The sequence below is a fragment of the Mesorhizobium sp. P3_B5 genome, from assembly GCF_056402815.1.
Map to the genome: position 1 here is coordinate 316790 of NZ_JBFUGR010000002.1, position 24525 is coordinate 341314.

The following is a 24525-nucleotide window of genomic DNA, read 5'->3' on the forward strand; positions in this document are numbered from 1 at the left end:
CCGCCATCTTGATCGTGTCCATTGAGTTCAAACCTATTGCGGAAGCATGTCCTTGAGCCGAAGCAGCGCAATGCGCTCGACCTGTTTGCAGGCGGTTTCGAATTCGGTGGCGCGGTTGTTACCGATGCGCGCCTCGAACTCGGCCAGGATCTCCTCCTTGGTCTTGCCTTTCACCGCGATGATGAAGGGGAAGCCGAAGGTGGTGACGTAAGCGGCATTGAGCTTGGAGAACAGCTCGCGCTCCTTGTCGGTCAGCGCGTCGAGCCCGGCCGACGCCTGTTCTTTCGTCGACTCCGCCGTCAGCCGCTTGGCCTTTGCCAGCTTGCCGGCAAGGTCGGGATGGGCGTTGAGCACGGCGAGCCGCTCGGCCTCGCTGGCGGCGCGAAAGATGCGGCAGAGTGCATTGTGCAACCCGCCGGCGCTGTCATGTGCCGGGCCGAGTTCCAGCTCATAGGCGCGCTCGGCGATCCATGGCGAATGCTCGAAGACGCCGCCAAAGGCATTGACGAAGGCTTCGAACTCCATCTTCGACGGACGCAGCTCCGGCAGCCGGAACGGATGCGTCGCCTGCCAGTGTTTTGCGATGTCGACGCGCCGCGCCAGCCAGACCTTGTCGTGCGATTTGACGTAATCGACGAAGCGCTTCAGCGCCGCCACCCGGCCCGGCCGCCCGACAAGGCGGCAGTGCAGGCCGATGTTCATCATGCGCGGCCGCCCTTCTCTGCCCTCGGCATAGAGCGTGTCGAAACTGTCTTTCAGATAGGCGAAGAACTGGTCGCCCGAATTGAAGCCTTGCGGCGTGGCGAAGCGCATGTCATTGGCGTCGAGCGTATAGGGGATGATAAGTTGCGGCTTGCCGGCACCGTCCGGCCCGTCATGTTCGAACCAGTAGGGCAGTTCGTCGTCATAAGTGTCCGACACATAGTCGAAGCCACCTTCTTCCGCCGCCAGCCGCACGGTGTTGATCGAGGTGCGGCCGGTGTACCAGCCGGTCGGCCGTGCCCCTGTCACCTCGTAGTGCAGCTTGATCGCTTCCTCCATGTCGCGGCGCTCGTCTTCCACGGCGTGGTCGCGGTAGTCGATCCATTTCAGCCCATGCGAGGCGATTTCCCAGCCGGCCTCCTGCATTGCCGCAACCTGGTCGGGTGAACGGGCAAGGGCTGAGGCGACGCCGTAGCAGGTGATCGGCACCCGCGCTTCGGTGAACAGGCGCAGCAGCCGCCAGAAGCCGGCGCGGGCGCCATACTCGTAGATCGATTCCATGTTCCAGTGGCGCTGGCCGAGCCAGGGGGCGGCGCCGACAATCTCGGACAGGAAGGCTTCCGAGGCCTTGTCGCCATGCAGGACGCAGTTCTCGCCGCCCTCCTCATAGTTGACGACGAACTGCACCGCGACATGCGCGCCGCCAGGCCATTTTGGATCCGGCGGATTGGCGCCGTAGCCGCGCATGTCTCTGATGTAACGCATCGTCACTCCTGCCGGATGTTGTCGTGAGGATAGTCGAAAGGGTTGCCTGCGCATTCCCCCGAAAATTTTTGAAAGTGTTTTTGTCCTGCTCCGCTCGACCGGGACTTATGCATCGCCTTTAATTGGCGCACAATTCAACAGCAACCGGGAATGGGAGGCGGCCAGTGGCAGAAACGTCGAAAGCCGATGGCGGGCGTCTGACGACCCACGTCCTCGACACCGCGACCGGCAGACCGGCGGCGGGCCTGTCGATTGCGCTTTTTCACCTCGATGGCCAGGCGCGGACGCATCTGAAGACGGTCGTGACCAACGCCGACGGCCGCTGCGATGCGCCGCTGCTGGCCGGCGCGGAATTCCGCACCGGCGAATATGAACTGGTCTTTGCCGCCGGCGACTATCTGCGGCAGCAAGGAACCAAACTGCCGGAACCGGCCTTCCTCGACAATGTGCCGATCCGCTTCGGCATGGCCGAGCCGGTGCACTATCACGTGCCGCTGCTCGTCTCGCCCTACGGCTATTCGACCTATAGGGGGAGCTGACGCATGGCTAAGGTCAAGACCCGCAACGAGATCCGCTTCATCCTCAATGGCGAGAACATCGCGCTGACCACGGTCGCGCCCGATGAAATCTTGCTCGACTGGCTGCGGCTGAACCGTTCGCTGCGCGGCACAAAGGAAGGCTGTGCCGAAGGCGATTGCGGCGCCTGCAGCGTGCTGGTCGGCAGGCTCTCCGCCGGCAGACTGGTCTATGAAAGCGTCAACGCCTGCATCCGCTTCCTCGGCTCGCTCGACGGCACCCATGTCGTGACGGTCGAGCATCTGCGTGGTGAAGCAGGCCAGTTGCATCCGGTGCAGCAGGCGATGGTCGATTTCCACGGCTCGCAATGCGGCTTCTGCACGCCGGGCTTCGTCATGTCGCTCTATGGCCTGTGGATGCGGTCGCCGGAGCCATCGGATGCGGCAATCGAAAAAGCGCTGCAAGGCAATCTTTGCCGCTGCACCGGCTATGAGGCGATCATGCGCGCCGCGCGCGCCATTTCCGGCTACGGCAAGGCGGCAAAGGATCCGCTGGCGCCGGAGCGCAAGGCCATTACCGCCAAGCTTTTGGCGATGAAAGACGGTGCGCGCGTCGAGATCGGCACCGGCAAGGCGCGATTGGTCGTGCCGGCCGATGTCGATGATTTCGCTGCCGTGCTCGACAAGCAGCCGGGTGCCACTATCGTTGCCGGTTCGACCGATGTCGGCCTATGGGTGACCAAGCATATGCGCGACATCTCGCCGGTGGTGTTCATCGGCAATCTTGACGGTCTCTGTACTATTTCCGAGGACAAGGGCGTGATCTCGATCGGCGCCGGCGTCACCTACAGCGATGCGTTTGCGACGCTGTCGAAACGCATCCCGGCGCTCGGGCCGCTGTTCGACCGCATCGGCGGCGAGCAGGTGCGCAACATGGGCACGATCGGCGGCAACATCGCCAACGGCTCGCCGATCGGCGACACGCCGCCGCCGCTGATCGCACTCGGCGCGCAACTGACGCTGCGCCGCGGCAAGGAACGGCGCACGATCGCGCTGGAGGACTTCTTCATCGCCTATGGCAAGCAGGACCGGCATGCCGGCGAATTCGTCGAGGCCGTGCATGTCCCTGTGCCGGCCAAGCGGACAAAGTTTGCCGTCTACAAGATCACCAAGCGCCGCGACGAGGACATCACCGCAGCCCTCGGCGCCTTTTTCCTGGATCTGGCAAAAGACGGTACGGTGGCTGACATTTGCATCGCTTATGGCGGCATGGCGGCGACGCCGAAACGGGCCCTCGGTGTCGAGAAGGCTCTGCTCGGTAAGCCCTGGACGGAGGCCACGGTCGAGGCGGCCATGGCCGAATACGCCAATGATTTCACGCCGTTGACCGACATGCGGGCGAGCGCCGAATATCGGGCGCTCGCGGCAAAGAACCTTTTGCTGCGCTTCTTTGCCGAGACCAGCGGTACCAAGGCGCCATTCCAGGTTTCACGGCACGAGGCGGCCTGATGAACAAGCACGCCACCCCCAATTTGAAGGCGCAAAAGATCGCCGGCGGTGTCGCCACCGACCAGCGCCATGATTCCGCGCACAAGCATGTCAGCGGCACCGCGATCTATATCGACGACATGCCGGAGCCGGCCGGCACGCTGCATGGCTGCCTCGGCCTTTGCACGGCCACCCATGCCACCATCACGAAAATGGACCTGTCGGCGGTACGCTCAGCACCCGGCGTCGTCGATGTGTTGACGGCCAAGGATATACCTGGCGAGAACGACATTTCGCCGACCGGCCGTCACGACGAGCCGGTGCTCGCCGACGGCAAGGTGCAATTCCATGGCCAGCCGATCTTCTGCGTCATTGCCGAGACGCGCGAGCAGGCCCGCCGTGCCACAAGGCTGGCCAAGGTCGAATACAAGGAATTGCCTTTCGTCACCGACATCGGCGAACTCAACCCGAAGAAGGACAAACTGGTCACGCCGCCACTGACGCTGAAGCGTGGCGACGCCGCGGCCGCGATCAAGGCCGCTCCCCGCCGGCTGAAGGGAAAAATGCGCATCGGCGGCCAGGAGCACTTCTACCTCGAAGGCCATATCGCCATGGCCGTTCCCGGCGAGGACCACGACGTCACCATCTACTCCTCGACCCAGCATCCGAGCGAAGTGCAGCACATGGTCAGCCATGCGCTGGGTGTGCCGAGCAACGCCATCACGGTGGAAATCCGCCGCATGGGCGGCGGCTTCGGCGGCAAGGAAACGCAAGGCAACCAGTTTGCCGCTTTGGCCGCCATCGCCGCGAAAAAACACCATCGCGCGGTAAAGATCCGGCCCGACCGCGACGACGACATGATCGCCACCGGCAAGCGCCACGATTTCCTCGTGGACTACGAGGTCGGCTTCGACGACGATGGCAACATCCTTGGCGTCGACTTCATGTTCGCGGCACGCTGCGGCTTCTCGTCGGACCTGTCCGGCCCGGTGACGGATCGCGCGCTCTTCCACTGCGACAACACCTATTTCTGGCCGGCGGTACACGCGCAGTCGGCGCCGCTCTACACCAACACCGTCTCCAACACCGCCTTCCGCGGCTTCGGCGGGCCGCAAGGCATGGTCGGCGCCGAACGCGTCATCGACGAGGTTGCCTTTGCCGTCGGCAAGGATCCGCTCGAAATCCGCAAGAAAAACTTCTACGGCACGTCAGACCGCAACATCACGCCCTACCACCAGACGGTCGAGGACAACATCATCCACCGCATCGTCGCCGAGCTGGAGGCGAGCGCGGATTATGCAAGGCGCCGCCGGATCATCGAGGCGTTCAACGCCAACAGCCGCTTCATCAAGCGTGGACTGGCGCTGACCCCGGTCAAATTCGGCATCTCGTTTACCGCCACCCATTACAACCAGGCCGGCGCGCTGTTGCATGTCTACACTGACGGTTCGGTTCACCTGAACCATGGCGGCACCGAGATGGGGCAAGGCCTCTACGTCAAGGTGGCGCAGGTGGTGGCCGAAGAGTTCCAGATCGATCTCGACCAGGTGAAGATCACCGCGACGACGACGGGCAAGGTGCCGAACACCTCGGCCACGGCAGCATCGTCCGGCACCGACCTCAATGGCATGGCGGCGCAGAACGGCGCGCGACAGATCAAGGACCGGCTGACCAATTTCGCCGCCGAAAAGTACCAGGTGCCGCGCGACCAGGTTCTGTTCCTGCCCAACCGGGTGCGCATCGGCAACCAGGAAATCCCTTTCGCCGATTTGGTCAAGCAGGCCTATATGGCGCGCATCCAGCTGTCGGCGGCAGGTTTCTACAAGACGCCGAAAATCCACTGGAACCGCGACAAGGGCGAGGGCCGTCCGTTCTACTACTTCGCCTATGGCGCTTCGTGTTCGGAGGTTTCGGTCGACACGCTGACCGGCGAATACATGGTCGAGCGCACCGACATCCTGCACGAGACCGGCCGTTCGCTGAACCGCGCCATCGATCTTGGCCAGGTCGAGGGCGGCTTCATCCAGGGCATGGGCTGGCTGACGACTGAGGAACTTTGGTGGGATGCCAAGGGGCGGCTGCGCACCCATGCGCCGTCGACCTACAAGATCCCGCTCGCCTCCGACCGGCCAAAGATATTCAATGTGACGCTGGCCGACTGGCCGGAAGCCGGCGAGCCGACGATCCACCGCTCCAAGGCGGTCGGCGAGCCGCCGTTCCCGCTCGGCATGTCGGTGCTGCATGCGCTATCGGATGCGGTGGCAAGCGTCGCCGACCACAAGATCTGTCCGCGCCTCGATGCTCCCGCAACGCCGGAACGCGTGCTGATGGCGATCGAGCGGCTGAAGGCCAAGGCCTGAGTCCGGCCCAGGGTTGGCAACGGGTGCAAATCCGGCCGAAAAAGCCTATGTTTCCCGCACGGGAATGCGAAACATGAACTCGAAAGTGCAAAGCCTGAAAGACTTCCTTGCCGGTCAAGGCCGCGTTGCTTTGGTCGAAGTGGCCGGCACAAAAGGTTCGACGCCGCGCGAGAAGGGCGCCTTCATGCTCGTCTCGGCCGCGGCGATATCAGGCACGATCGGCGGCGGCCAACTCGAATATATGGCGATCGACAAGGCCCGGCAGATGGTGGGCAAAGAAGCCCGCATCGAGGTTGTCGAAGTCTGCGCGACGCTCGACGTGCCGCTCGGCCCCGAAATCGGCCAGTGCTGCGGCGGCAGGGTCGAGGTGCTGATCCGATTGGTCGAAGCGACGCTGGCGCAAGAGTTGGTCGCGGGGGCGGAAGCCGAAGAGGAGCATCTGCCGCATGTCTACATCTTCGGCGGCGGCCATGTCGGCCAGGCGTTGGCCGCGGCGGTGGCCTTGCTGCCGGTGCATGTCGTGGTTATCGAGACACGGGCCGAGGCGCTGGAAGGCATGCCGGAAGCCGTCGAAACCAGCCTGACGCCGATGCCCGAAGCGATGGTGCGCAAAGCCCCTGCCGGAACCGCCTTCGCCATCCTCACCCACGACCACGCGCTGGATTTCCTGATTGTCGCCGAAGCACTGAAACGCGACGATGCTGCCTATGTCGGCATGATCGGCTCGAAGACCAAGAAGGCGACGTTCAGGAACTGGTTCCTGAAGTCGGCCGACGGCAGCGAGGCCGAGTTTGCCCGGCTCGTCTCGCCGATCGGCGGCGATACGGTCAAGGACAAGCGGCCGCAGGTGATTGCTGCGCTTGCCGCCGCCGAGATCATGACGGCCTTGGTCGCCCACACGGCTGCATCAGTCGCTCCGTACCCGGCGTCTCGCGACAAGGCGATGGCCAGCTGAGGCGGTTTGCGGGCTGTGAGCAAAAGTCACAGCTGCTCCTCGCTTTCCTCGGTTCTCAAATGAGCTGAGAAGGTGTTTCCTGCCTCCTTTGCAGCATGAGGCAGAGACAAATGGACGTATTGAGGATCGCGGCCTTTTCCGATGGCGATACCGGCGGCAATCCTGCCGGGGTGTTGATTGCCGATGTCTTGCCCGATGCCGCCAAAATGCAGAGCGTCGCGGCTGAAGTCGGATTCTCCGAAACCGCCTTTGCCGCACCCGACGGCGACAACTGGCGGGTCCGCTATTTCTCGCCGGAATCCGAAGTTCCGTTTTGCGGCCATGCGACGATCGCCTTGGGTGCAGCGCTGGTTCGGCAGTTTGGTGATGGCGTCTTCGCGCTGATCCTCAACCAGGCCTCGATCACCGTCGAGGGTTTTCGCGATGGTGCGAATATCGCCGCTGCGTTGCAGTCGCCGCCGACCCACAGCAAACCTGCTCCGCAGAAGCTGGTCGCCGAGGCGCTGGCGCTGTTCGGCTATTCCTCAAGCGATCTCGATCCGGCCATTCCACCGGCGCTGATCCATGGCGGGGCCGACCACCTCTTGCTGGCGCTGAAGTCGCGCGAGGCCCTGGCCGCCATGGCCTATGAGCTGAAAGCCGGCCAGGCCCTGATGCGGCGCGAAGGCCTGGTCACCATTCTGCTCACTTACGCCGAAACGCCGCGCCTCTTCCACACCCGAAACCCGTTTGCCTCAGGCGGCGTCTACGAGGATCCGGCAACCGGTGCCTCGACGGCTGCATTCGCCGGCTATCTGCGCGACCTTGGCTGGCCGCATGGCGGCGCGATCGACATCGTCCAGGGCGAGGACATGGGCATCCGCTCACGTCTGCATGCTGATATTCCGTCCACGCCAGGCAGTTCGATACGGGTCTCGGGAACTGCCCGGATGATGGACGCTGGCTGAGGCGCGTTACGCCAGTCGTTTCAACCCGAGATGCTCACGCAGCGTGCGGCCTTCATATTCCCTGCGGAACAGGCCGCGCCGCTGCAACTCCGGCACGACGAGCATGGCAAAGGCATCGAGCTCGCCGGGAAAATAGGATGGCATGACGTTGAAGCCGTCGGCCGCACCACCCTCGAACCGCGCCTGCAGCTCGTCGGCGACCTGCGCCGCTGTACCGACGATGCGCCAATGACCGCGCGCGCCGGCGAAATGACGGGCAAGCTGGCGGATGGAAAGGCCGTCGCGGCGCGATTGTTCGATGACCAGCGCTTGCCGGCTTTTCATCCCCTCGCTCTCCGGCAATTCCAGCAGCGGCCCGTCGATCGGATAGCGCCAGAGATCGGAGATGCTGAGATAACTGGACAGCAGTGCTACGCCGACATCGTCGGGGATCAGCTCCTGCAACTCCTCGTATTTCTCGCGGGCTTCGGCTTCCGTTTCCGCCACGACGGGCGCCACGCCCGGCATGATCTTGATGTCGTCAGGCTCGCGCCCATAGGCCGCCATGCGCCCCTTCAGATCGTCGTAAAAGGCCTTGGCTTCCTCGAAAGTCTGCGCCGCCGTGAACACGACATCGGCGCTGCGGGCGGCTAGGTCGCGGCCGACATCCGAGGCGCCGGCCTGAACCATCACCGGCGCGCCTTGCGGCGAGCGCGGCAGGTCGAGCGGGTCGCGCACCGAAAAGCTCTGGCCATCATGGCCATGAAAGTTGGAACCTCGCCAAAGTCCGGTGACCACCCCAGCGAACTCACGCGCCCGCTCGTAGCGGTCGGCATGGGGCTTGAGGCCGGTCGAGCCGAAATTGGCGGCTTCGATGGGACTGGCTGACGTCACCAGGTTCCAGCCGGCGCGACCTCCGCTCAGATGATCGAGCGACAGGAAGGTCCGTGCCAGCCCGTAAGGTTCGTTGTAGCTCGTCGACGCCGTGGAGACGAGGCCGATGCGGCTGGTCTGGATCGCCAGCGCCGAAAGCAGGCTGATCGGCTCAAAGCCGATCGAGCGCGAGGTCTGGCTGGCGATGCCGACATTGGCCTCGCGCAGGCCAGCAGCGTCCTCGCAAAAGATCATGTCGAACTTCGCCGCCTCCGCCGTTCGCGCCAGCTGGATGTAGTGATCGATGTCGATACCCGCCGTGACATGCGCCTTGGGGTGGCGCCAGGCGGCAATATGGTGGCCTGTCGCCCACAGAAAGGCGCCGAGTTTCATCTGGTGGGTCATTGGTCGCCTCCGGCAAGTCCGAAATGCCCGCGCAATGTCGTCCCGCGGTAATCCTGGCGAACGAGGCCACGACGACGCAATTCCGCCAGCACCGGCTCGACGAAACCGTCCAGCGCCGAGGGCGGCATCGCGACGTTGAACCCGTCGCAGCTTTTCGCGCGGAACAGCTCTTCCAACTTATCGGGACTGATATCCGGTCCATTGGCGCTGACGTTCACAAGCGTCCTCAAGGCATCAGGATCGCGCCCGCATGCGGCGACGCGGCGCTTGAGGTCGTCGTAGCGTGCCTTGCCGTCCTGAGCCTCATCCAGCAGGACCAAATCGGCAGTGCGGGCGGCAAGATCGAAGTCGTGCCCCGACAGGCCGGACAGGACCAGTACTGGCATATCCTGCGGCGAGCGCGCGACGTTCAGCGGTCCGCGCACGAAAAAGAACTCGCCCTTGTGGTCGAGCAGATGCATCTTTTCCGGGTCGTGAAAGCGGCCGCTGCTTTTGTCGAACAGCAGCGCATCCGCATCCCAGCCCTGCCACAAGCCTTGAACGATGCCGATGTACTCTTCGGCACGGCGACGAAAATCGTCGTCGGAAAACCCTTCCGGCCGGCTGAAATTGGCCGCCTCGCGTGCCGCCTGCGCCATGGTTGCGTGCCAGCCGGCGCGGCCATGGCTGATGATGTCGAGGGAAGCGAAACGGCGCGCCAGATTGTAGGGCTGGTGGGTGACGGTGGAAGCCTCGGCAACAAGGCCGATCCGGCTCGTCACCGTCGCCAGCGCAGCGAGCAAGGTGGTCGCTTCGAACGGCATCTGCCGGTTGGGCGTATCCGCGTCGGCGGCCGGTGCTGAGTCGGCGAGCAGCACCATGTCCAGCCCGGCGGCTTCGGCCTTCTGCGCGAAGCTGGCAAGGCTGCGGAAATCCGGTACGCTTTGCAGCGAAGCGTCAAGCATCGGCGAAACGGCAAGATGCATCATGGTGCCGTCGGTCATGAATGGTTCCTGCGGTAAGGCAAGCGGGAACTATGTTCGCCACATGCCTCGATGGCAACCGCCGGCGCTGGGCCAACTGTCGCTCACTTGCCGGCCAGCAAATCCTTGATCAGCCGCTGGCAGCGCTCGGCCATGAAGTCGAGCAGCAGCCGCACTTTTGGGTCCTGCAGCTTCTTGTGCGGGTAGACGGCGGCGAACTGCACCGGTGTCGGCGGCGTGTCGGCGAGGATCACCTTCAGCCGCTGGTCGCGGATGAACGGCTCGACCTCGAAGCGCGGCTTGTTGATGATGCCGCGGCCCGACAGCGCCCAGCCGGTCAGCACGTCGCCATCGTCGGTATCGTAGGGCCCATGCACTTCGAATTTCTGCGGGCCGCTCGGCGTCTGTAGCGTCCACACATATTCGCGCGCGCCGGAATAGCGCAGCATCAGGCAGTCATGCTTCTTGCCGATCAGTTCCTGAGGCTCGGTGGGCTCGCCGCGTGCCTCAAGATATTTCGGCGCCGCCACCAGCACCCGTTCGCATTCCATGATGCCGCGCATCCTGAGGCTGGAATCCTCGATGATGCCGAGCCGGAAGGCAACGTCGATGCCTTCCTTCATGATATCGACATTGTGGTCCGAGAGCCGCAGTCGCACCTCGATGTCGGGGTATTTGTCGTGGAAATCGGGAATGCCCGATGCCACCAGCCGGCGGCCGAGGCCAAGCGGCGCCGTCACCTTTATGGTGCCGCGCGGCTGGCCGGACAGTGCCGAGACGGCGGCTTCCGCCTCGGTGATCGCTTCCAGCACCTGCTTGGCGCCGGAATAAAACACCGTGCCGTGCTCGGTCGGCATCAATTGCCGCGTCGTGCGGTTGAACAGCCTGACACCGAGGTGTTTTTCCAGCTCCTTGATGCGGTTGGAGGCGACGGCCGGCGAAATGCGCATGTCGCGGCCCGCCGCCGACAGATTTCCGAGTTCGACGACGCGGACGAAGACGGCGATGTTGTCGAGATAGGCCATGCGGAGCACCTTCGCCGGTTTGCAGCGATCAGCCTAGTATTTTCCATTTTTTTTTGAAAGTCATCGTGCACCTCGCCCCTTTCCGTTTGCGCTCCAGTCCGTAAAGTCACTCGATCGGCAGGGACGACTTCAATGATGGATTTCGCGATTTTCTGGGAATGGCTGAGTTTCGCCGTGCGCTGGCTGCATGTCGTCACCGGCATCGCCTGGATCGGTTCCTCCTTCTATTTCGTCGCGCTCGATCTCGGGCTCCGCCAGCGTCCGGGCATGCCGGTCGGCGCCTTCGGCGAGGAGTGGCAGGTGCATGGCGGCGGCTTCTACCACATCCAGAAATATCTGGTGGCGCCGGCCGAAATGCCCGAGCATCTGACCTGGTTCAAATGGGAATCCTACGCCACCTGGCTGTCCGGATTCGCCATGCTGTGCGTCGTCTACTATGCCGGCGCGGATTTGTTCCTGATCGATCCGAATGTGCTTCAGATGTCGGTGCCGACAGGCATTCTGTTGTCGATGGCCACGATCGGCGTCGGCTGGGTGGTCTATGATCTGCTGTGCCGTTCGCCGCTGGGCAAAAGCGACACCGGCCTGATGCTGGTGCTTTACGGCGTGCTGGTGTTCATCGCCTGGGGGCTGACGCATCTGTTCACCGGTCGCGCCGCCTTCCTGCATCTTGGCGCCATCACCGCCACGATCATGTCGGCCAACGTCTTCATGGTCATCATCCCCAACCAGAAGATCGTGGTCGCCGACCTGATCGCCGGGCGCAAGCCCGACCCGAAATACGGCAAGATCGCCAAGCAGCGCTCGCTGCACAACAACTACCTGACGCTGCCCGTTCTGTTCCTGATGCTGTCGAACCACTATCCGCTGGCGTTTGCGACCGAGTTCAACTGGGTCATCGCCTCGCTGGTGTTCATCATCGGCGTGCTGATCCGGCATTATTTCAACACAGTGCATAAGCGTGCCGGCAACCCGCACTGGACCTGGATGGCAGCCGCCGTGCTGTTCGTGATCATCATCTGGCTGTCGACGGCGCCGAAAATACTGACCGGCGAGCCGAAGGCCTCCGCGGCGGCCGAGGTCTATATCGCCTCGGCGCATTTCCCCGCCGTGCGCGACACCGTGCTTGGCCGTTGCTCGATGTGCCATGCGGCGGAGCCGGGCTATGAGGGTATCTACCATGCGCCGAAGGGCGTGATGCTGGATAGCGACGCGGCCATCGCCGAGCACGCTCGCGAGATCTATTTGCAGGCCGGCCGCAGCCACGCCATGCCGCCCGCCAATGTCAGCCAGATTACCGACAAGGAGCGGGCATTGCTGGTGGCATGGTTCGAAGAGGCCGGGAAATAAGCATGACATCAACACTTCTGCGCGGCCGCACGCTGTCCTTCCTGCGCTGGCCCGAAAGCATCGACGACCATGCCGCCTGGCGCTACGAGGAGGATGGCGGCCTGCTGATCAGCGACGGCAGGATCGTTGCCGCCGGGGCCTACGCACAAGTCGAGAAACAGGCCGGCGAGAGCGCCAAACGGATCGACCATCGGCCACACCTGCTGCTGCCCGGCTTCATCGACGCCCATGTGCATTTCCCTCAGATGCAAGTCATTGCGTCCTACGGCGCCGAACTGCTCGATTGGCTGAACACCTACACTTTTCCGGAAGAGACGAAGTTCGCCAACGCCCAGCATGGCCGCCGCATTGCCAGGCTGTTCCTCGACGAGATGGTGCGGCATGGCACCACGACGGTCGCCGCCTATTGCTCGGTGCACAAGGCGTCCGCCGAAGCGTTCTTTGCCGAGTCGCATGACCGCGGCATGCTCAACATCGCCGGCAAGGTGATGATGGACCGCAATGCGCCCGACGGCGTGCTCGACACCCCGCAGTCCAGCTATGACGACTCGAAGGCGCTGATTGCGCAGTGGCACGGCAAGGGGCGGCAGCACTATGCCATCACGCCGCGCTTCGCCATCACCTCATCGCCGGAGCAGCTGGGCATGGCCGGCACGCTCTGCCGCGAACACCCCGACCTGCACATGCAGACGCATCTGTCGGAAAACCACGCCGAGATCGCTTTCACCCAAAGCCTCTATCCCTGGTCGCGCGACTACACCGACGTCTACGAACACTATGGGCTGTTGGGCAAAAAGAGCCTGTTCGGCCATTGCATCCATTTGTCGGAGCGCGAGGCGGATGCTCTCTCGGATACGGGTTCGGTGGCGGTGTTCTGCCCGACCTCGAACCTGTTCCTCGGCTCAGGTCTGTTCGATTATCAGCGCTACCGCAGGCGTGACAAAGCTCTCCGGATCGCGGCCGCCACCGATGTCGGCGGTGGCACCAACTATTCGATGCTGCGAACCATGGACGAAGGCTACAAGGTCATCGCGCTGAACGGCGAGAAGTTGAATCCCTTCCAGTCCTTCTGGCAGCTCACCCGCGGCAATGCCGAGGCGCTGTCGGTGGCGGAAAAGGTCGGCACTCTTGACCCGGGCACCGATGCCGACATCGTCGTGCTCGACGCCCGCGCCACGCCGGCCATGCGGCTCAGGATGGAGACGGTGGAGACGCTGGCGCAGGAGCTGTTCCTGCTGCAGACGCTGGGCGACGACCGCGCCGTGCGCGAGGTCTATGTCGCCGGACGGGCTGCCAAGGGCGATATGATTGCGGGGTAAGACCCGCCGCCCAAGGGGAGAGGACCGTAGCTCGACGGAGTGGGGGTCGACCCTGGCGGGGCAAGATGACCGCCGCGACGGGAGCTTGACCAGGCGGAGCTTGTCGTACAAACGACGTGTGACGATTTTCGGAGAAAGAAAATGGCCGCTGCGGACGACATCGCTCTGATCCAGAAACAGGAAGAGACACTCGTCTTCCCCGCCTTTGACGAGGCTGTCGCCTTCGAGATCGGCTCGGCCATCCGCGACCGCGCGCTGACTGAGAACTTCCCCATCATCGTCGATATCAGGACCTTCGACCGGCCGCTGTTCTATGCGGCGATGCCGGGATCGAACGCCTCCAATCCTGACTGGGCACGACGCAAGATCAACGTGGTGAAGCGGTTTCTCAAAAGCACCTATCGCATGGTGCTGGAGCAGCAACGCCCGGACCGCACCTTCAAGGTCGGCGAGGGACTGGATATATCAGACTATGTGCTGGCCGGCGGCGGTTTTCCCATAAATGTCAAGGGCGCCGGCGTCATCGGCGCGATCACGGTCTCCGGCCTGCCGGAGCGTGACGATCATGGCGTCGTCGTCGATGCGATTTGCAACTATCTGCGCCTTGACGCTGCCGAACTGGCACTGCCGCCGGAAGCCAAATGACCGAGCCCAAGCCCTTCCTCATTTCGATTTTCAATGCCGCCGTCGCCGCCGCCGATCCCGAGCGGACGATCCGGAATCATTTGCCGGCAAAGCCCAGGGGTCGCACCATCGTCATCGGTGCGGGCAAGGGCTCGGCGCAGATGGCGGCGGCATTCGAGAAGGTGTGGGACGGGCCGATCGAAGGGCTGGTCGTCACCCGCTACGGCTATGGCGCGAAATGCGAGCGTATTGAGATCATCGAGGCAGCACACCCCGTGCCGGATGCCGCCGGGCTTGAAGCCTCGCGGCGGCTGCTCGCCAAGGTGCAAGGGCTGACCGAGGACGATCTGGTCGTGGCGCTGATTTCCGGTGGCGGTTCGGCGCTGCTGCCGTCGCCTGCCGGCAGCTTGACGCTGGCCGACGAGATCGCCGTCAACGAGGCGCTGCTCGCCTCCGGCGCGCCGATCGCGGTGATGAACACCATCCGCAAGCATGTCTCCACCATCAAGGGCGGCAGGCTGGCGGCTGCAGCCTATCCGGCCAAGGTGGTGTCACTGGTCGTCTCCGATATTCCTGGCGACAATCCGGCGCTGGTCGCCTCCGGCCCAACCGTGCCGGATTCAGGCAGCCGCGAAGACGCGCTGGCGTCGATATCAGCCTATGGCATGAAGCTGCCGGCCTCAGTCATGGCGCATATCAATTCGCCGGCTGCCGATGCACCACGAGCGGATGATCCGCGCTTTTCTCGCAACGAAGTCCATCTGATCGCTTCGGCCGGTGTCTCGCTGGAAGCTGCAGCCGCCGAGGCCAGGCGGCAAGGCATAGAGGCCGTCATCCTCTCCGATTCCGTCGAAGGCGAAGCGCGCGAGGTCGGCGGCGTCCATGCGGCGATCGCACGCGAGGTGGCGACGCGCAACCGGCCATTTCAAAAGCCGGTGCTGATCCTGTCGGGCGGCGAGACCACGGTGACGCTAAGGGCTAAGGGCAAGGGTGGCCGCAACAGCGAATTCCTGCTCGCCTTCTCCATCGGCATCAACGGCACGCAAGGCATTCACGCGCTGGCCGCCGACACCGACGGCATCGATGGTTCGGAAGACAATGCCGGCGCCTTCGCCGATGGCTCGACCGTATCGCGGATGCGCGCTGCGGATGTGGACGCCAAGGCCATGCTCGCCGGCAACAATGCCTGGACGGCGTTCAATGCCGTCGGCGATCTTTTCGTGCCCGGCCCTACGGGCACGAATGTGAACGATCTCCGGGCGATCCTGATCCGCTGAAGTCGCGCAGCTCTCACACCTCGTGCAGATAGAGGTGGTAGTCCAGCTCGCTGACGGTGCGCGCGACGCGCAGATATTCGGATTGCTTGATCGCCACGAACGTCCGGTGCAGGTCTTCGCCGAGCGCGCCTTTGAGGAAGGTCGACGCCCTTGCCGCCTCGATCGCGGCACGCCAGTCCACCGGCATCGTCGTGCGCGTGATTGCCGATTCGTAGCCATTGCCGGTGGTTTCCGGCCCGGGGTCGAGCCCCTCATCGAGACCTTTGACGATGGCGGCCAGCACCGTCGCCGCGATCAGATAGGGGTTGGCGTCGACGCCCGACGGCCGGTGCTCGATGCGCCGGTTCTTGGCGTCGCCCGCGGGCACGCGCAGCGCCACCGAACGGTTGTTGACGCCCCAGGTCGGCGCCACCGGCGCGTAGGACTGCGAAACGAAGCGCCGCCACGAATTGGCATGCGGCGCAAACACCAGCATGGATTCGGCCATGGTCTGGATCAGGCCGCCAAGTCCTTGCAGCAGCGGCAAAGACCAGCTTTCGCCACCGGCTTCGGCAAAAACGTTCCTGCCGGCCTTGTCCTGCAGCGAAACATGGAAATGCATGCCTGATCCCGCATACTTCTCGATCGGCTTGGCCATGAAGCAAGCGGTGACGCCATGGCGGCGCGCCTGCGCCCGCACCAGCCGCTTCAGCATGACAAGGTCGTCGGCCGCCCGCATCACGTCCTTGCGGTAGTTCAGCGTCAGCTCGTACTGGCCGGGCGCATATTCGGAAATGACGGTTTCCGCCGGAATGCCTTGCGCCTTGGCGGCGGCATAGATGTCGGAAAACAGCGGTTCCATGCCGTGCAGATGGTCGACGGAATAGACTTCGGTCTTGCCCGAGATGCGGCCGTCGAGCACGGCGTCCGCCGGCTTCACCTTGCCATCGGCATCACGTTCGTTGGCAAGGAGAAAGAATTCGAGCTCGAAAGCGCCGGCGGGATAGAGGCCCTTGGCCGCCAATATGTCCACCTGGCGGGCCAGCGCCAGCCGCGGGTCGGAAGACATCGGCCGGCCGTCGAGCATGTACATCGCCATCAGCAGCTGGCCGCGCGGCGGCTGCGTACCAAACAGCGGCACCAGCGTGCCGGGGATCGGCCATGCCCTGAGATCACCGTCGCCGGTGGTCCAGATCAAGCCGGTCTCGTGCACATCCTCGCCGGTGATGTCGAGGCCGAGGATCGAGATCGGCATATGGCGGCCGCCCTCGAAAATGCTCATCAATTCGTGCCGGCGCACTATCTTGCCGCGGCCGACGCCATTGGCGTCGGTCAGCACGATGTCGAAAGCCTCGATTTCGGGATGCGCGGCGAGGAAAGCTTTGGCTTCACCGGGCGTCGAGCCCGAAGGCGAGGTCGCTGTGGCTGTTGGGGTTGGCATGCGCGCTTGTCTCATGCCGCAAGCCTTGCCGCAACCGCTGCGAAAGCGGTTATCAACCGGTTGACCTGGGCGCCGGTGGTTGCCGGCGAGATCAGCATCATGTTGTGGAAGGGCGCGATCAACACGCCCTGATTGACCAGCGCGACATGGATCGCGGCTTCGAGTTCGGGCGCGTGCGCGGCGTCCGCCTCGCCGCCATTCCTGAGCGGGCCAGGGGCGCAGATGAACTCGACGCGGGCGCCGACGCGGGAAACATGCCAGGGCAAGCGGTAGCGGTCGATGACACCGGTCAGCCCGGCGTCGAGCCGCCGCGCCAGATGGTCCATCCGGTCATAATTCTCTTGCGTCATCACCTCCTCGAGCGTGGCGCGCATCGCCGCGAATTGCAGCGGGTTGGCCGACAGCGTCGTACCCATGCCGGAATAGCCCGGCTGCTTGGTCCTGTTGTAGGCGGCATAGCGTGTTGCGATGTCGTCGCTCATGCCCCACACGCTGGCCGGGACACCGCCGGCGATCGGCTTGCCCAGCACGAAAATGTCCGGTTCCAGTCCGTATGTTCTGGTGTAGCCGCCGGGGCCGGTCGAGATCGTATGCGTCTCGTCGATCAAAAGCAGTGTGCCGGCCGCGCGCGTCAGTCTGCGCAGCGCATCGTGAAAACCGGGATCGGGCAGCACCATGCAGGAATTGGTCAGCACCGGCTCGGTGATGACGCAGGCGACATCCCTTTCCTTGAGCGCTGCTTCAAGCGCCGAGATGTCGTTGAATTCGATTACCTTGGTTGCCCGCGTCAGGTCGCGAAATTCGCCCGCCAGCCCAGGCCGGTTGACCGGGATGCCGTCGACCAGCCGCACCATCGTCTCATCGACCGAGCCGTGATAGCAGCCATTGAACACCAGGATTTTCTCCCTGGAGGTGACGGCGCGGGCGACCCGCAGCGCGAAACGGTTGGCGTCGGTCGCCGTCGTCGCGATCTGCCAGAAGGGCAGGCCGAAACGCTGCTGCAACAACGGGCCGATGGCCAGCGCATCTTCGGAAGGCAGCATATAGGTCAGGCCGCGCCCGGCCTGGCGGCGGATGGCCCGCGCCACCGGCGGCGGCGAATGGCCGAACATCGAGCCGGTGTCGCCAAGGCAGAAATCGTCGAGCCTTATACCGTCGATGTCGGTGATGGTGGCGCCCCTGGCGCTGTCGACCAGGATCGGAAACGGCGTCGGCCAGTCGTTCATCCAGTGCATCGGCACGCCGCCGAAGAAGCCGGGCAGACCGTTGCCGGCCTTGGCTTGCGATTTCGGCCGTGCCTTGCGGAAGATGGCGGCTTCCGCCTCGCGCAATGCGGCGATGCGGGCGGGCCCGATGCCGCCAATGGAGGCCGTTGAATGGTCGAATAAATGCATGAAGGACCCTCTCGCCCGGCACTGTAGACGTCAGCGGTCCGCAACCGCAATTGGCCGACTGGCTGCTCTGCATTGGTTCAGCGGCCGCGGTAGACGCTGGTGGCGCTTGACCTCGAGGCTCGGATTGGCATCAATGTGGCCGAGCTTGGGGGCTTTGGGGGGAGAAGAATGCGGACGATCATCTGCGTAGCGACGTTGTTTCTGTCGGCTGGCACGGCTTTCGCGTCCGGCGGCATCTGGTGTTCCGTCGAGGATGCAGCGGCGATATTCACGGTCGAGGCCGGCGTCACCAGGGGCATGGGCGGGCCGACCTTCAACTTTCGCGGCGATCTCGAAATTCTGGGCAGGCCGGTCGGCGACGATCTGCGCAAGACCGTGTTCGAGGATTCCAACCTGACCCAGTACTGGCTCGACGACAAGGAATTGCGGCTGAACATCTACCACGAGCACGAGGTCGCGCAACGCATCAACTCAGTCGAACTGACGATCCTGACCAAGACCAGTGACGAAGGCGTCTATGACGGGCAGTATACGCTCGCCATCTACGACGCCGCGGCGGATACGGACCAGGACGGCAAGCCGGTTGAAGTCACCGGCAAAGTATCCTGCGGGGCCGAATAAGTTACGCTTATGCCGAAATATCGACGACGCCGCAGTCGCCGGCAGCGCTGCCGAAGGCGACGCGGCGCTCTTCCTTGTCCCACATCATCGAGGTGATGGCGCCCTTGCCCGGCCGGCGCAAAAGCACCTCCTTGGCGTCGGCAAAACGCACCGCCATCACCATGCCGTCGTCATAGCCGACGGCGACGACATCCTGGCTCGGATGGCAGGCGACAGCGGTCACCATGGCGTTGCCGCGCGTGCCGAGTTCCAGCGGCGCCTTGCCCATCGGCCCGTCCTTGCCCGAAAACGGCCAGACGATCGCCGCCGGCGCGCCGGAACTCGCCAGCCATTTGCCCTTGGCGCTCCACGACAGGCTTTTCACCTTGCCGGGATAGCCGGTCATGCGCATGTGCTTGCCGTCGGCGAGTTTCCAGCCATGCAGTGCATTTTCCTGCATGGTGGTGACGACGAATGCCCCATCCGGTGAAAAGCTGATGCCGGTATGGGCGCCGGCCCATTCGAGCTCGATCGGCTTGCCCTCGGCAGCCGGGAAATGCAGCGTCGCGCCATTGTATCGGGCGACGCCAAAACGCATGCCCTTCGGCGAAAATACCAACCCCTCGACCGAGCGCGGATGGGCAAACTCCCTGGTTTTGCCGTCGGCAAAGCGCACGAAGGCGGTCTTGCCCGAGGCATAGGCGATGGCGCCCTGCGGCCCGGCGGCGACGCTGGTGATCCATTTCTTTCCGGCTGTCGCCAGTTCATTGGCATTGCCGCCGGCGGTGACTGAAAAGATCTTGCCGTCCTCGCCACCGGTGATCAGCCTGTCGTTGGCCGCGTCATGGAAAGCAGCGAGCAGGCCGTCATTGGCTTGTACCGTCTTGTGGCCATGGTCGAGCCGATGAACAGTGCCGTCAGCCAGCGCAAAATGCGGCACGTCGCCGAGGAAGACGGCGGCGATGCAATGTCCTTCGAGATCAAGCGGGGCGACGGTCGGCATGGTTATCTTTGTTCAGTTGGACGAGATTGCAGAGGCGGCTTACGCGACGTTCGCGGTTCCGGCAACCATGAGGATCAGCAAAGTGAAGGGAGGCGATCGTCAAAGCAGTCCTTTGGCCTTCAGGCCGGTTGCGAAGGTCGCCAGTGGCATCACAAGGGTCAAATCCGGTCCCTGAAGGCGCTCGGCCCCATAACTGGCATACCACCTTGCGGCTCGCTCGCTCTTGGCATCGATGATGAGCAGGATGCCGCCGCCCTCGCCAGCGAGCCGTAGGCAGCGCAACGCTGCGGAGGCAAGCAGCTGACCACCGAGCCCTTGTCCTGCCACTGTGCGGTCGGTCGCAAGCCGAGCAAGCTTGAAGCCGGAAACCTCGTGTCGCGCCAAGCCCCTCGTCATGGCTTCGGGGACGGTGCCATGAGCGACTGCGGATGGTGCGATCGTATAGAACCCGAGAATCCGCTCCGAAGCCGTGTCATCGATCGCACAGAAGGTCTTGGCTGCGTTCTGATCGTGGCTCTGGCGCGCGAACCGTCGCAGGAAATCGTTCATCGGCGCGTCGCCGCAATCGAACGAGGTCCGATCGTGCCGTTTCGCAATCGGCTCTTCGTGCCAGGACGGAAGCGTCACAGAGTATCCGGCAAGCTGGCGATCGCCGCCTGAAGCCTGGCATTGGGTTTTGGCGGGTGCTCCAACAGCTCGAGGATGCGCGCAAAATCGCGATCGGATACTTTCGTCACCTCGGCCGCCTCAATCACGGCCTGCGCTTCGGGCACGACCTTGTCGAGGATGAAGTCGGCCACGTCCTTATGCGACAGTGCCGCAGCACGCGCGATCATCGCCTTCTGCGCAGGCGCAATGCGGATTTGATAACGCTCGGTCTTGTTGTCGGCTGATCTAGGCACAAGAGCCTCCTCATGGTGCATGTACACATGATATGTGTACATGCACTCAAAATCAACCCTCCGAGATCATCAAGCCGCCTGGCAGGCGTCGAAGCTCTTCTTCAGCCGCTCGCCATCGAGCTCACGGCCGATGAACACCAGCCGGCTCTCGTGCTTCTCGCCATCCTTCCAGGCGCGCTGGTGGTCGCCTTCGATGATCATGTGCACGCCCTGGATGACGTAGCGCTCATCGTCGCCCTTGAGCGCGATGATGCCCTTCAGCCGCAGGATGTTCGGGCCTTCCATCTGGGTGATCTTCTCGATCCAGGGGAAGAACTTCTTCGGGTCCATCTCGCCGCCGCGCAGCGACACCGACTGCACTGTCACGTCATGGATGTCGGACGGGTGCGCGTGATGACGGTGCCCATCGTGATCATGGTCGTGTCCGTCATGATCATGGTGGTGATGATCATGATCATGGTCATGGTCATGGTGGTCGTGATCGTGCTCGTCATGCCCTTCGAGGAAATGCGGATCGTTCTCCAGCGCCCTGGAAAGGTCGAAGGCGCCGCGGTCGAGCACCTCGGACAGTGCCACGCCAGCGCGGGTGGTGCGATGGATCCTCGCAGCCGGGTTGATGGCGCGGATCGTCGCCTCGACCTTGGTGAGCTCTTCCCGTGTCACCAGATCGGTCTTGTTGAGCACGATGACGTCGGCAAAGGCGATCTGGTCTTCGGCTTCGCGCGAATCCTTCAAACGCAGCGGCAGATGCTTGGCGTCGACCAATGCCACCACCGCGTCGAGCCTGGTCTTGGATCGCACGTCGTCGTCCATGAAGAAGGTCTGCGCCACCGGCACCGGATCGGCGAGCCCGGTGGTCTCGACGAGGATGGCGTCGAAGCGGCCGGGACGGCGCATCAGGCCTTCGACCACACGGATCAGGTCGCCGCGCACCGTGCAACAGACGCAGCCATTGTTCATCTCGTAGATTTCCTCGTCGGATTCCACGATCAGCTCGTTATCGATGCCGATCTCGCCGAATTCATTGACGATGACGGCGTAGCGCTTGCCGTGGTTTTCCGACAGGATGCGATTGAGCAGCGTCGTCTTGCCAGCGCCGAGATAGCCGGTGAGAACGGTTACGGGAATCTGCGTCTGTGCATCGCTCATGTCATGCCTCGAAGTGACTGGGCCGCGACGGGCCTCGAAAAGGATTGTTGGCTCCATATAGGACGCCCCTGCCGGTTTTGCACGTGGCAAACCAATGGGCCAATGAGCCTGCCGACATTGCCGAATTCCATTGGCACCGTCTGGCCATGCCGCTTAGATACGGGTGCGGGAGGCGGCTTGAACTGAATTGAAGAGGTGCCCAATGACCGCCAGGCCATCCTCCTTCCCGCTAAGCCGGCGCCGGGCGCTCGGCCTAATCGCCGTTACCGCCAGCGGCGGCGTCTTCCTGCCGGCCGCCGCAAGGGCGGCGCAGGCCTCGCCCTGTGCCGGGCTCGCTCTGTTCGATGGCGGCGCCGGAGTCTGCGCGATTACCCCTGAAGTGACCGAGGGGCCGTTCTACTTCGACCCGAAGCTAGAACGCACGGACGTCACCGAAGGCAAGAAGGGTGTCAGCCTCAATGTCCGGCTGCAAATCGTCGACGCCAGCTGTCGGCCGCTTGCCGGCGCGCGCGTCGACATCTGGCATTGTGATGCGCAGGGCGCCTATTCCGGCTATCCCGGGCAAGGTGATGGCCAGGATGTCGACACCTCCGGCCAGAGCTTTCTGCGCGGCTGGCAGAAGACGGATGACAGCGGCATCGTTTCCTTCGCCACCATTTATCCAGGCTGGTATCACGGCCGCACCACCCACATTCATTTCAAGGTCTTCCCAAACGACAATTCGGTAATGACCGGCCAGCTGTTCTTTCCCGACAGCCTCAGCGAGCAGATCTTCACCACGGTCGCCCCCTATAATGACCGTCCCGGCAAGCGCGACACGTCTAACGCAGGCGACGGCATTGCGCGGCAGGCCGGACCGCTGTCGCAGGCGGCATTGCGCGAAGTGGCGGACGCCTATCAGGCCCTGTTGGTCATCGCGGTGAAGGCCGGTTGAGCGCCTCGTTCCGTGCATCTGGCACTCCGTTGAAAGAGTCCTCGCGCCGAAAAGTCGTTTGTCATCTAACTGAAATAAACATCTGGCATTGACCACGGCGGACACCGTAATGCTTGCCGGCAAAGCTGTTTTGCAAAGCCGGAATCTTTTTGATCGTCGATTGCCAACCCGGCGGCTGGGTCTATGCTGCCCGCACCGGTTCGGCCGAAGAGGGATGACCATGGCCAAGGCGGACAAGACTGCGACAATGAGCCGGCTGCATTCGGCGGCGCGGCTGGCGCGTACGGCGCTCGCCGCACGGCTGCTGGCGCACGGTTTCTATGCCGGGCAGGACCAGATCATGCTGGCGCTCGACCGCGAGGACGGCCAGACGCCCGGCAATCTCGCCGGCCGCCTCGGCGTGCGCCCGCCGACCATCACCAAGACCATCAACCGGCTGCAGGCGCAGGGTTTTCTGGAAAAGCGTGCCTCCTCGGCCGATGCCCGCCAGGCCCATATCTTCCTCACCGAGACCGGCCGCGACATCATCCATGCCATCGAGAAATCGGTGAAGAAGACCGAAAAGCAGGCGCTGAAAGGCCTCGACAAGAAGGACCAGAAGGCGCTGTTCAAGCTGCTGGCCCGCATCGAGGCGAACCTTTCCAACGAGGAAATGGTGCTCATCGACGAGGACGCCGACATCGACGACTGATCTCGGTTGTTTATCAGGCGGCCGCGTTCGCCGGCCCGTGGATCAGTGCCGACCAACGTCCCGGCGTAACGCCGAACGCCTTCTTGAAATGCCTGTTGAAATGGCTCTGGTCGCTGAAGCCGGCCGCAATGGCGATCTGCGCCAGTGGCTCGTTGGCCTCGATCATCCGGCGCGCCCGTTGCAGCCGGCGCATCACCAGAAAGCGGTGTGGGCTGGTTGCGAAGGCAGCCCGGAAATGCCGCGACAGGGCGTAACGGTCGAGCCCGGTGATTGCCTCCAGCTCTTCCGAGCACACGCTTCGCTCTGCGTTTTCCTCAAGATAGTCGCGCGCCAGGCTGACGGCGCGCCATGCGGTTTTCAAGATCGGCTTTGCCGGCTGGCCGGCATGCCGCGCCAGGCTTTGCGTCAACTGCGTGATGAAATCGCTGACGAACAGCTCGTCCAGCTCCTGGTCCAGCGGCCCCAGCGCCGAAAGCAGCGTTGCGCAGAAAACGCGGTCGCTCACCACAGCATCGCGCACGAACGGCAGCGCTGCACCGCCGAGGCAGTCCAGGATGAGCGACGGCTCCAGATAGAGTATCCGGTAGCGCAGGCCGTTTTCGGTGCCGGCGCCGCCATCGTGCAATTCGTCGGGATGCAGCACGATGATCTGGCCCGGCAGGCTGTGATTTGTCGCGCCGCGATAGCGGAAGCTCTGCACGCCATGCAGTGTCACGCCGATCGCATAGGTGTCGTGGCGGTGGAGATCGAAGGCGTTGCCGTGGAACCGCGCCTCGATACGCTCCATGCCGGCATGACCAGGGGCCGCGACGATGCGGTTCTCGGCCGCATCCACGCACAAACGTCCAAGACCTTGCAGGGCCTGCCTGTCTAGATCGTGCGGCAT

The 24525-nt window shown here is 63.6% G+C and carries 23 protein-coding genes; 12 read left to right on the forward strand and 11 right to left on the reverse strand.

Features of this window, described 5'->3' with window-relative positions:
- Positions 1-33: 33 nt before the first annotated feature.
- Positions 34-1467 carry an allantoinase PuuE gene (puuE, locus tag AC1DVW_RS06510; RefSeq protein WP_477321964.1) on the reverse strand — a complete coding sequence of 478 codons (1434 nt, stop codon included), beginning with the start codon at positions 1465-1467 and terminating at the stop codon, positions 34-36.
- 164 nt (positions 1468-1631) lie between these two features.
- Between puuE and uraH the strand changes: the two genes are divergently transcribed.
- The 5 genes from uraH (at position 1632) to AC1DVW_RS06535 (ending at position 7732) form a co-directional block, all read left to right on the forward strand.
- Complete coding sequence (gene uraH, locus AC1DVW_RS06515) at positions 1632-2006, forward strand: hydroxyisourate hydrolase (protein WP_477275864.1); 375 nt, start codon at positions 1632-1634, stop codon at positions 2004-2006.
- A gap of 3 nt (positions 2007-2009) precedes the next feature.
- Entirely contained in the window at positions 2010-3491 is a 1482-nt protein-coding gene (xdhA, locus tag AC1DVW_RS06520; protein WP_477321966.1) for a xanthine dehydrogenase small subunit, read from the forward strand.
- A complete protein-coding gene (gene xdhB / locus AC1DVW_RS06525) occupies positions 3491-5830 on the forward strand; it encodes a xanthine dehydrogenase molybdopterin binding subunit (RefSeq protein ID WP_477321968.1) in 2340 nt (779 codons plus the stop codon). Before xdhA ends, xdhB begins: the two co-directional genes overlap by 1 nt.
- Before the next feature lie 73 nt (positions 5831-5903).
- Complete coding sequence (gene xdhC / locus AC1DVW_RS06530) at positions 5904-6785, forward strand: xanthine dehydrogenase accessory protein XdhC (RefSeq protein WP_477321969.1); 882 nt, start codon at positions 5904-5906, stop codon at positions 6783-6785.
- 110 nt (positions 6786-6895) lie between these two features.
- Positions 6896-7732: a PhzF family phenazine biosynthesis protein gene (locus AC1DVW_RS06535; RefSeq protein WP_477321970.1), complete on the forward strand. Its 837-nt coding sequence runs from the start codon at positions 6896-6898 to the stop codon at positions 7730-7732.
- A 6-nt stretch (positions 7733-7738) separates the two neighbouring features.
- On the opposite strand, the gene AC1DVW_RS06540 is transcribed toward AC1DVW_RS06535, so the two are convergent.
- The 3 genes from AC1DVW_RS06540 to AC1DVW_RS06550 all read right to left on the reverse strand — a co-directional run bounded on the left by AC1DVW_RS06540 (position 7739) and on the right by AC1DVW_RS06550 (position 10976).
- The gene (locus AC1DVW_RS06540) at positions 7739-8989 is read right to left on the reverse strand and encodes an LLM class flavin-dependent oxidoreductase (RefSeq protein WP_477321971.1); all 1251 of its coding nucleotides are present in this window, start codon (positions 8987-8989) and stop codon (positions 7739-7741) included.
- Complete coding sequence (locus tag AC1DVW_RS06545; RefSeq protein ID WP_477321973.1) at positions 8986-9972, reverse strand: LLM class flavin-dependent oxidoreductase; 987 nt, start codon at positions 9970-9972, stop codon at positions 8986-8988. The genes AC1DVW_RS06540 and AC1DVW_RS06545 overlap by 4 nt, the downstream gene beginning before the upstream one ends.
- 83 nt (positions 9973-10055) lie before the next feature.
- Positions 10056-10976 (reverse strand): LysR family transcriptional regulator, encoded by a 921-nt coding sequence (locus AC1DVW_RS06550; protein ID WP_477321975.1) that lies wholly within the window; start codon positions 10974-10976, stop codon positions 10056-10058.
- A gap of 132 nt (positions 10977-11108) precedes the next feature.
- Between AC1DVW_RS06550 and AC1DVW_RS06555 the strand changes: the two genes are divergently transcribed.
- The 4 genes from AC1DVW_RS06555 (at position 11109) to AC1DVW_RS06570 (ending at position 15546) form a co-directional block, all read left to right on the forward strand.
- Positions 11109-12326 (forward strand): urate hydroxylase PuuD, encoded by a 1218-nt coding sequence (locus tag AC1DVW_RS06555; RefSeq protein ID WP_477321977.1) that lies wholly within the window; start codon positions 11109-11111, stop codon positions 12324-12326.
- A gap of 2 nt (positions 12327-12328) precedes the next feature.
- The gene (gene guaD / locus AC1DVW_RS06560) at positions 12329-13645 is read left to right on the forward strand and encodes a guanine deaminase (RefSeq protein WP_477321978.1); all 1317 of its coding nucleotides are present in this window, start codon (positions 12329-12331) and stop codon (positions 13643-13645) included.
- Positions 13646-13786: 141 nt separating this feature from the next.
- Positions 13787-14290 (forward strand): heme-degrading domain-containing protein, encoded by a 504-nt coding sequence (locus AC1DVW_RS06565; RefSeq protein WP_477241000.1) that lies wholly within the window; start codon positions 13787-13789, stop codon positions 14288-14290.
- Complete coding sequence (locus tag AC1DVW_RS06570) at positions 14287-15546, forward strand: glycerate kinase type-2 family protein (protein WP_477321980.1); 1260 nt, start codon at positions 14287-14289, stop codon at positions 15544-15546. The genes AC1DVW_RS06565 and AC1DVW_RS06570 overlap by 4 nt, the downstream gene beginning before the upstream one ends.
- A 13-nt stretch (positions 15547-15559) precedes the next feature.
- On the opposite strand, the gene AC1DVW_RS06575 is transcribed toward AC1DVW_RS06570, so the two are convergent.
- Both AC1DVW_RS06575 and AC1DVW_RS06580 read right to left on the reverse strand, forming a co-directional pair.
- Positions 15560-16981: a glutamine synthetase family protein gene (locus tag AC1DVW_RS06575; protein ID WP_477275842.1), complete on the reverse strand. Its 1422-nt coding sequence runs from the start codon at positions 16979-16981 to the stop codon at positions 15560-15562.
- Positions 16978-18360 (reverse strand): aspartate aminotransferase family protein, encoded by a 1383-nt coding sequence (locus AC1DVW_RS06580; RefSeq protein ID WP_477321982.1) that lies wholly within the window; start codon positions 18358-18360, stop codon positions 16978-16980. The genes AC1DVW_RS06575 and AC1DVW_RS06580 overlap by 4 nt, the downstream gene beginning before the upstream one ends.
- Positions 18361-18528: 168 nt before the next feature.
- Here AC1DVW_RS06580 and AC1DVW_RS06585 point away from each other — a divergent pair, with 168 nt between their 5' ends.
- Positions 18529-18981 (forward strand): hypothetical protein, encoded by a 453-nt coding sequence (locus AC1DVW_RS06585; protein ID WP_477275837.1) that lies wholly within the window; start codon positions 18529-18531, stop codon positions 18979-18981.
- A gap of 7 nt (positions 18982-18988) precedes the next feature.
- Here the strand turns inward: AC1DVW_RS06585 and AC1DVW_RS06590 are convergent, their stop codons facing one another.
- The 4 genes from AC1DVW_RS06590 to AC1DVW_RS06605 form a co-directional block, all read right to left on the reverse strand.
- Positions 18989-19963, reverse strand: a complete 975-nt coding sequence (locus AC1DVW_RS06590; protein ID WP_477321984.1) for a WD40 repeat domain-containing protein — start codon at positions 19961-19963, stop codon at positions 18989-18991.
- Between the two features lie 99 nt (positions 19964-20062).
- The gene (locus AC1DVW_RS06595) at positions 20063-20590 is read right to left on the reverse strand and encodes a GNAT family N-acetyltransferase (protein ID WP_477241012.1); all 528 of its coding nucleotides are present in this window, start codon (positions 20588-20590) and stop codon (positions 20063-20065) included.
- Positions 20587-20865 carry a type II toxin-antitoxin system TacA family antitoxin gene (locus AC1DVW_RS06600; RefSeq protein WP_477241014.1) on the reverse strand — a complete coding sequence of 93 codons (279 nt, stop codon included), beginning with the start codon at positions 20863-20865 and terminating at the stop codon, positions 20587-20589. Before AC1DVW_RS06600 ends, AC1DVW_RS06595 begins: the two co-directional genes overlap by 4 nt.
- 69 nt (positions 20866-20934) lie before the next feature.
- On the reverse strand, positions 20935-22014 hold the full coding sequence (locus tag AC1DVW_RS06605; protein ID WP_477241016.1) for a CobW family GTP-binding protein: 1080 nt from the start codon (positions 22012-22014) through the stop codon (positions 20935-20937).
- Positions 22015-22216: 202 nt separating this feature from the next.
- Here AC1DVW_RS06605 and AC1DVW_RS06610 point away from each other — a divergent pair, with 202 nt between their 5' ends.
- Both AC1DVW_RS06610 and AC1DVW_RS06615 read left to right on the forward strand, forming a co-directional pair.
- Complete coding sequence (locus tag AC1DVW_RS06610; RefSeq protein ID WP_477321985.1) at positions 22217-22948, forward strand: intradiol ring-cleavage dioxygenase; 732 nt, start codon at positions 22217-22219, stop codon at positions 22946-22948.
- 220 nt (positions 22949-23168) lie between these two features.
- Complete coding sequence (locus AC1DVW_RS06615; RefSeq protein ID WP_477241020.1) at positions 23169-23639, forward strand: MarR family winged helix-turn-helix transcriptional regulator; 471 nt, start codon at positions 23169-23171, stop codon at positions 23637-23639.
- Positions 23640-23652: 13 nt separating this feature from the next.
- Here AC1DVW_RS06615 and AC1DVW_RS06620 read toward each other — a convergent pair whose 3' ends face one another.
- Positions 23653-24525, reverse strand: a complete 873-nt coding sequence (locus AC1DVW_RS06620) for an AraC family transcriptional regulator (RefSeq protein ID WP_477241022.1) — start codon at positions 24523-24525, stop codon at positions 23653-23655.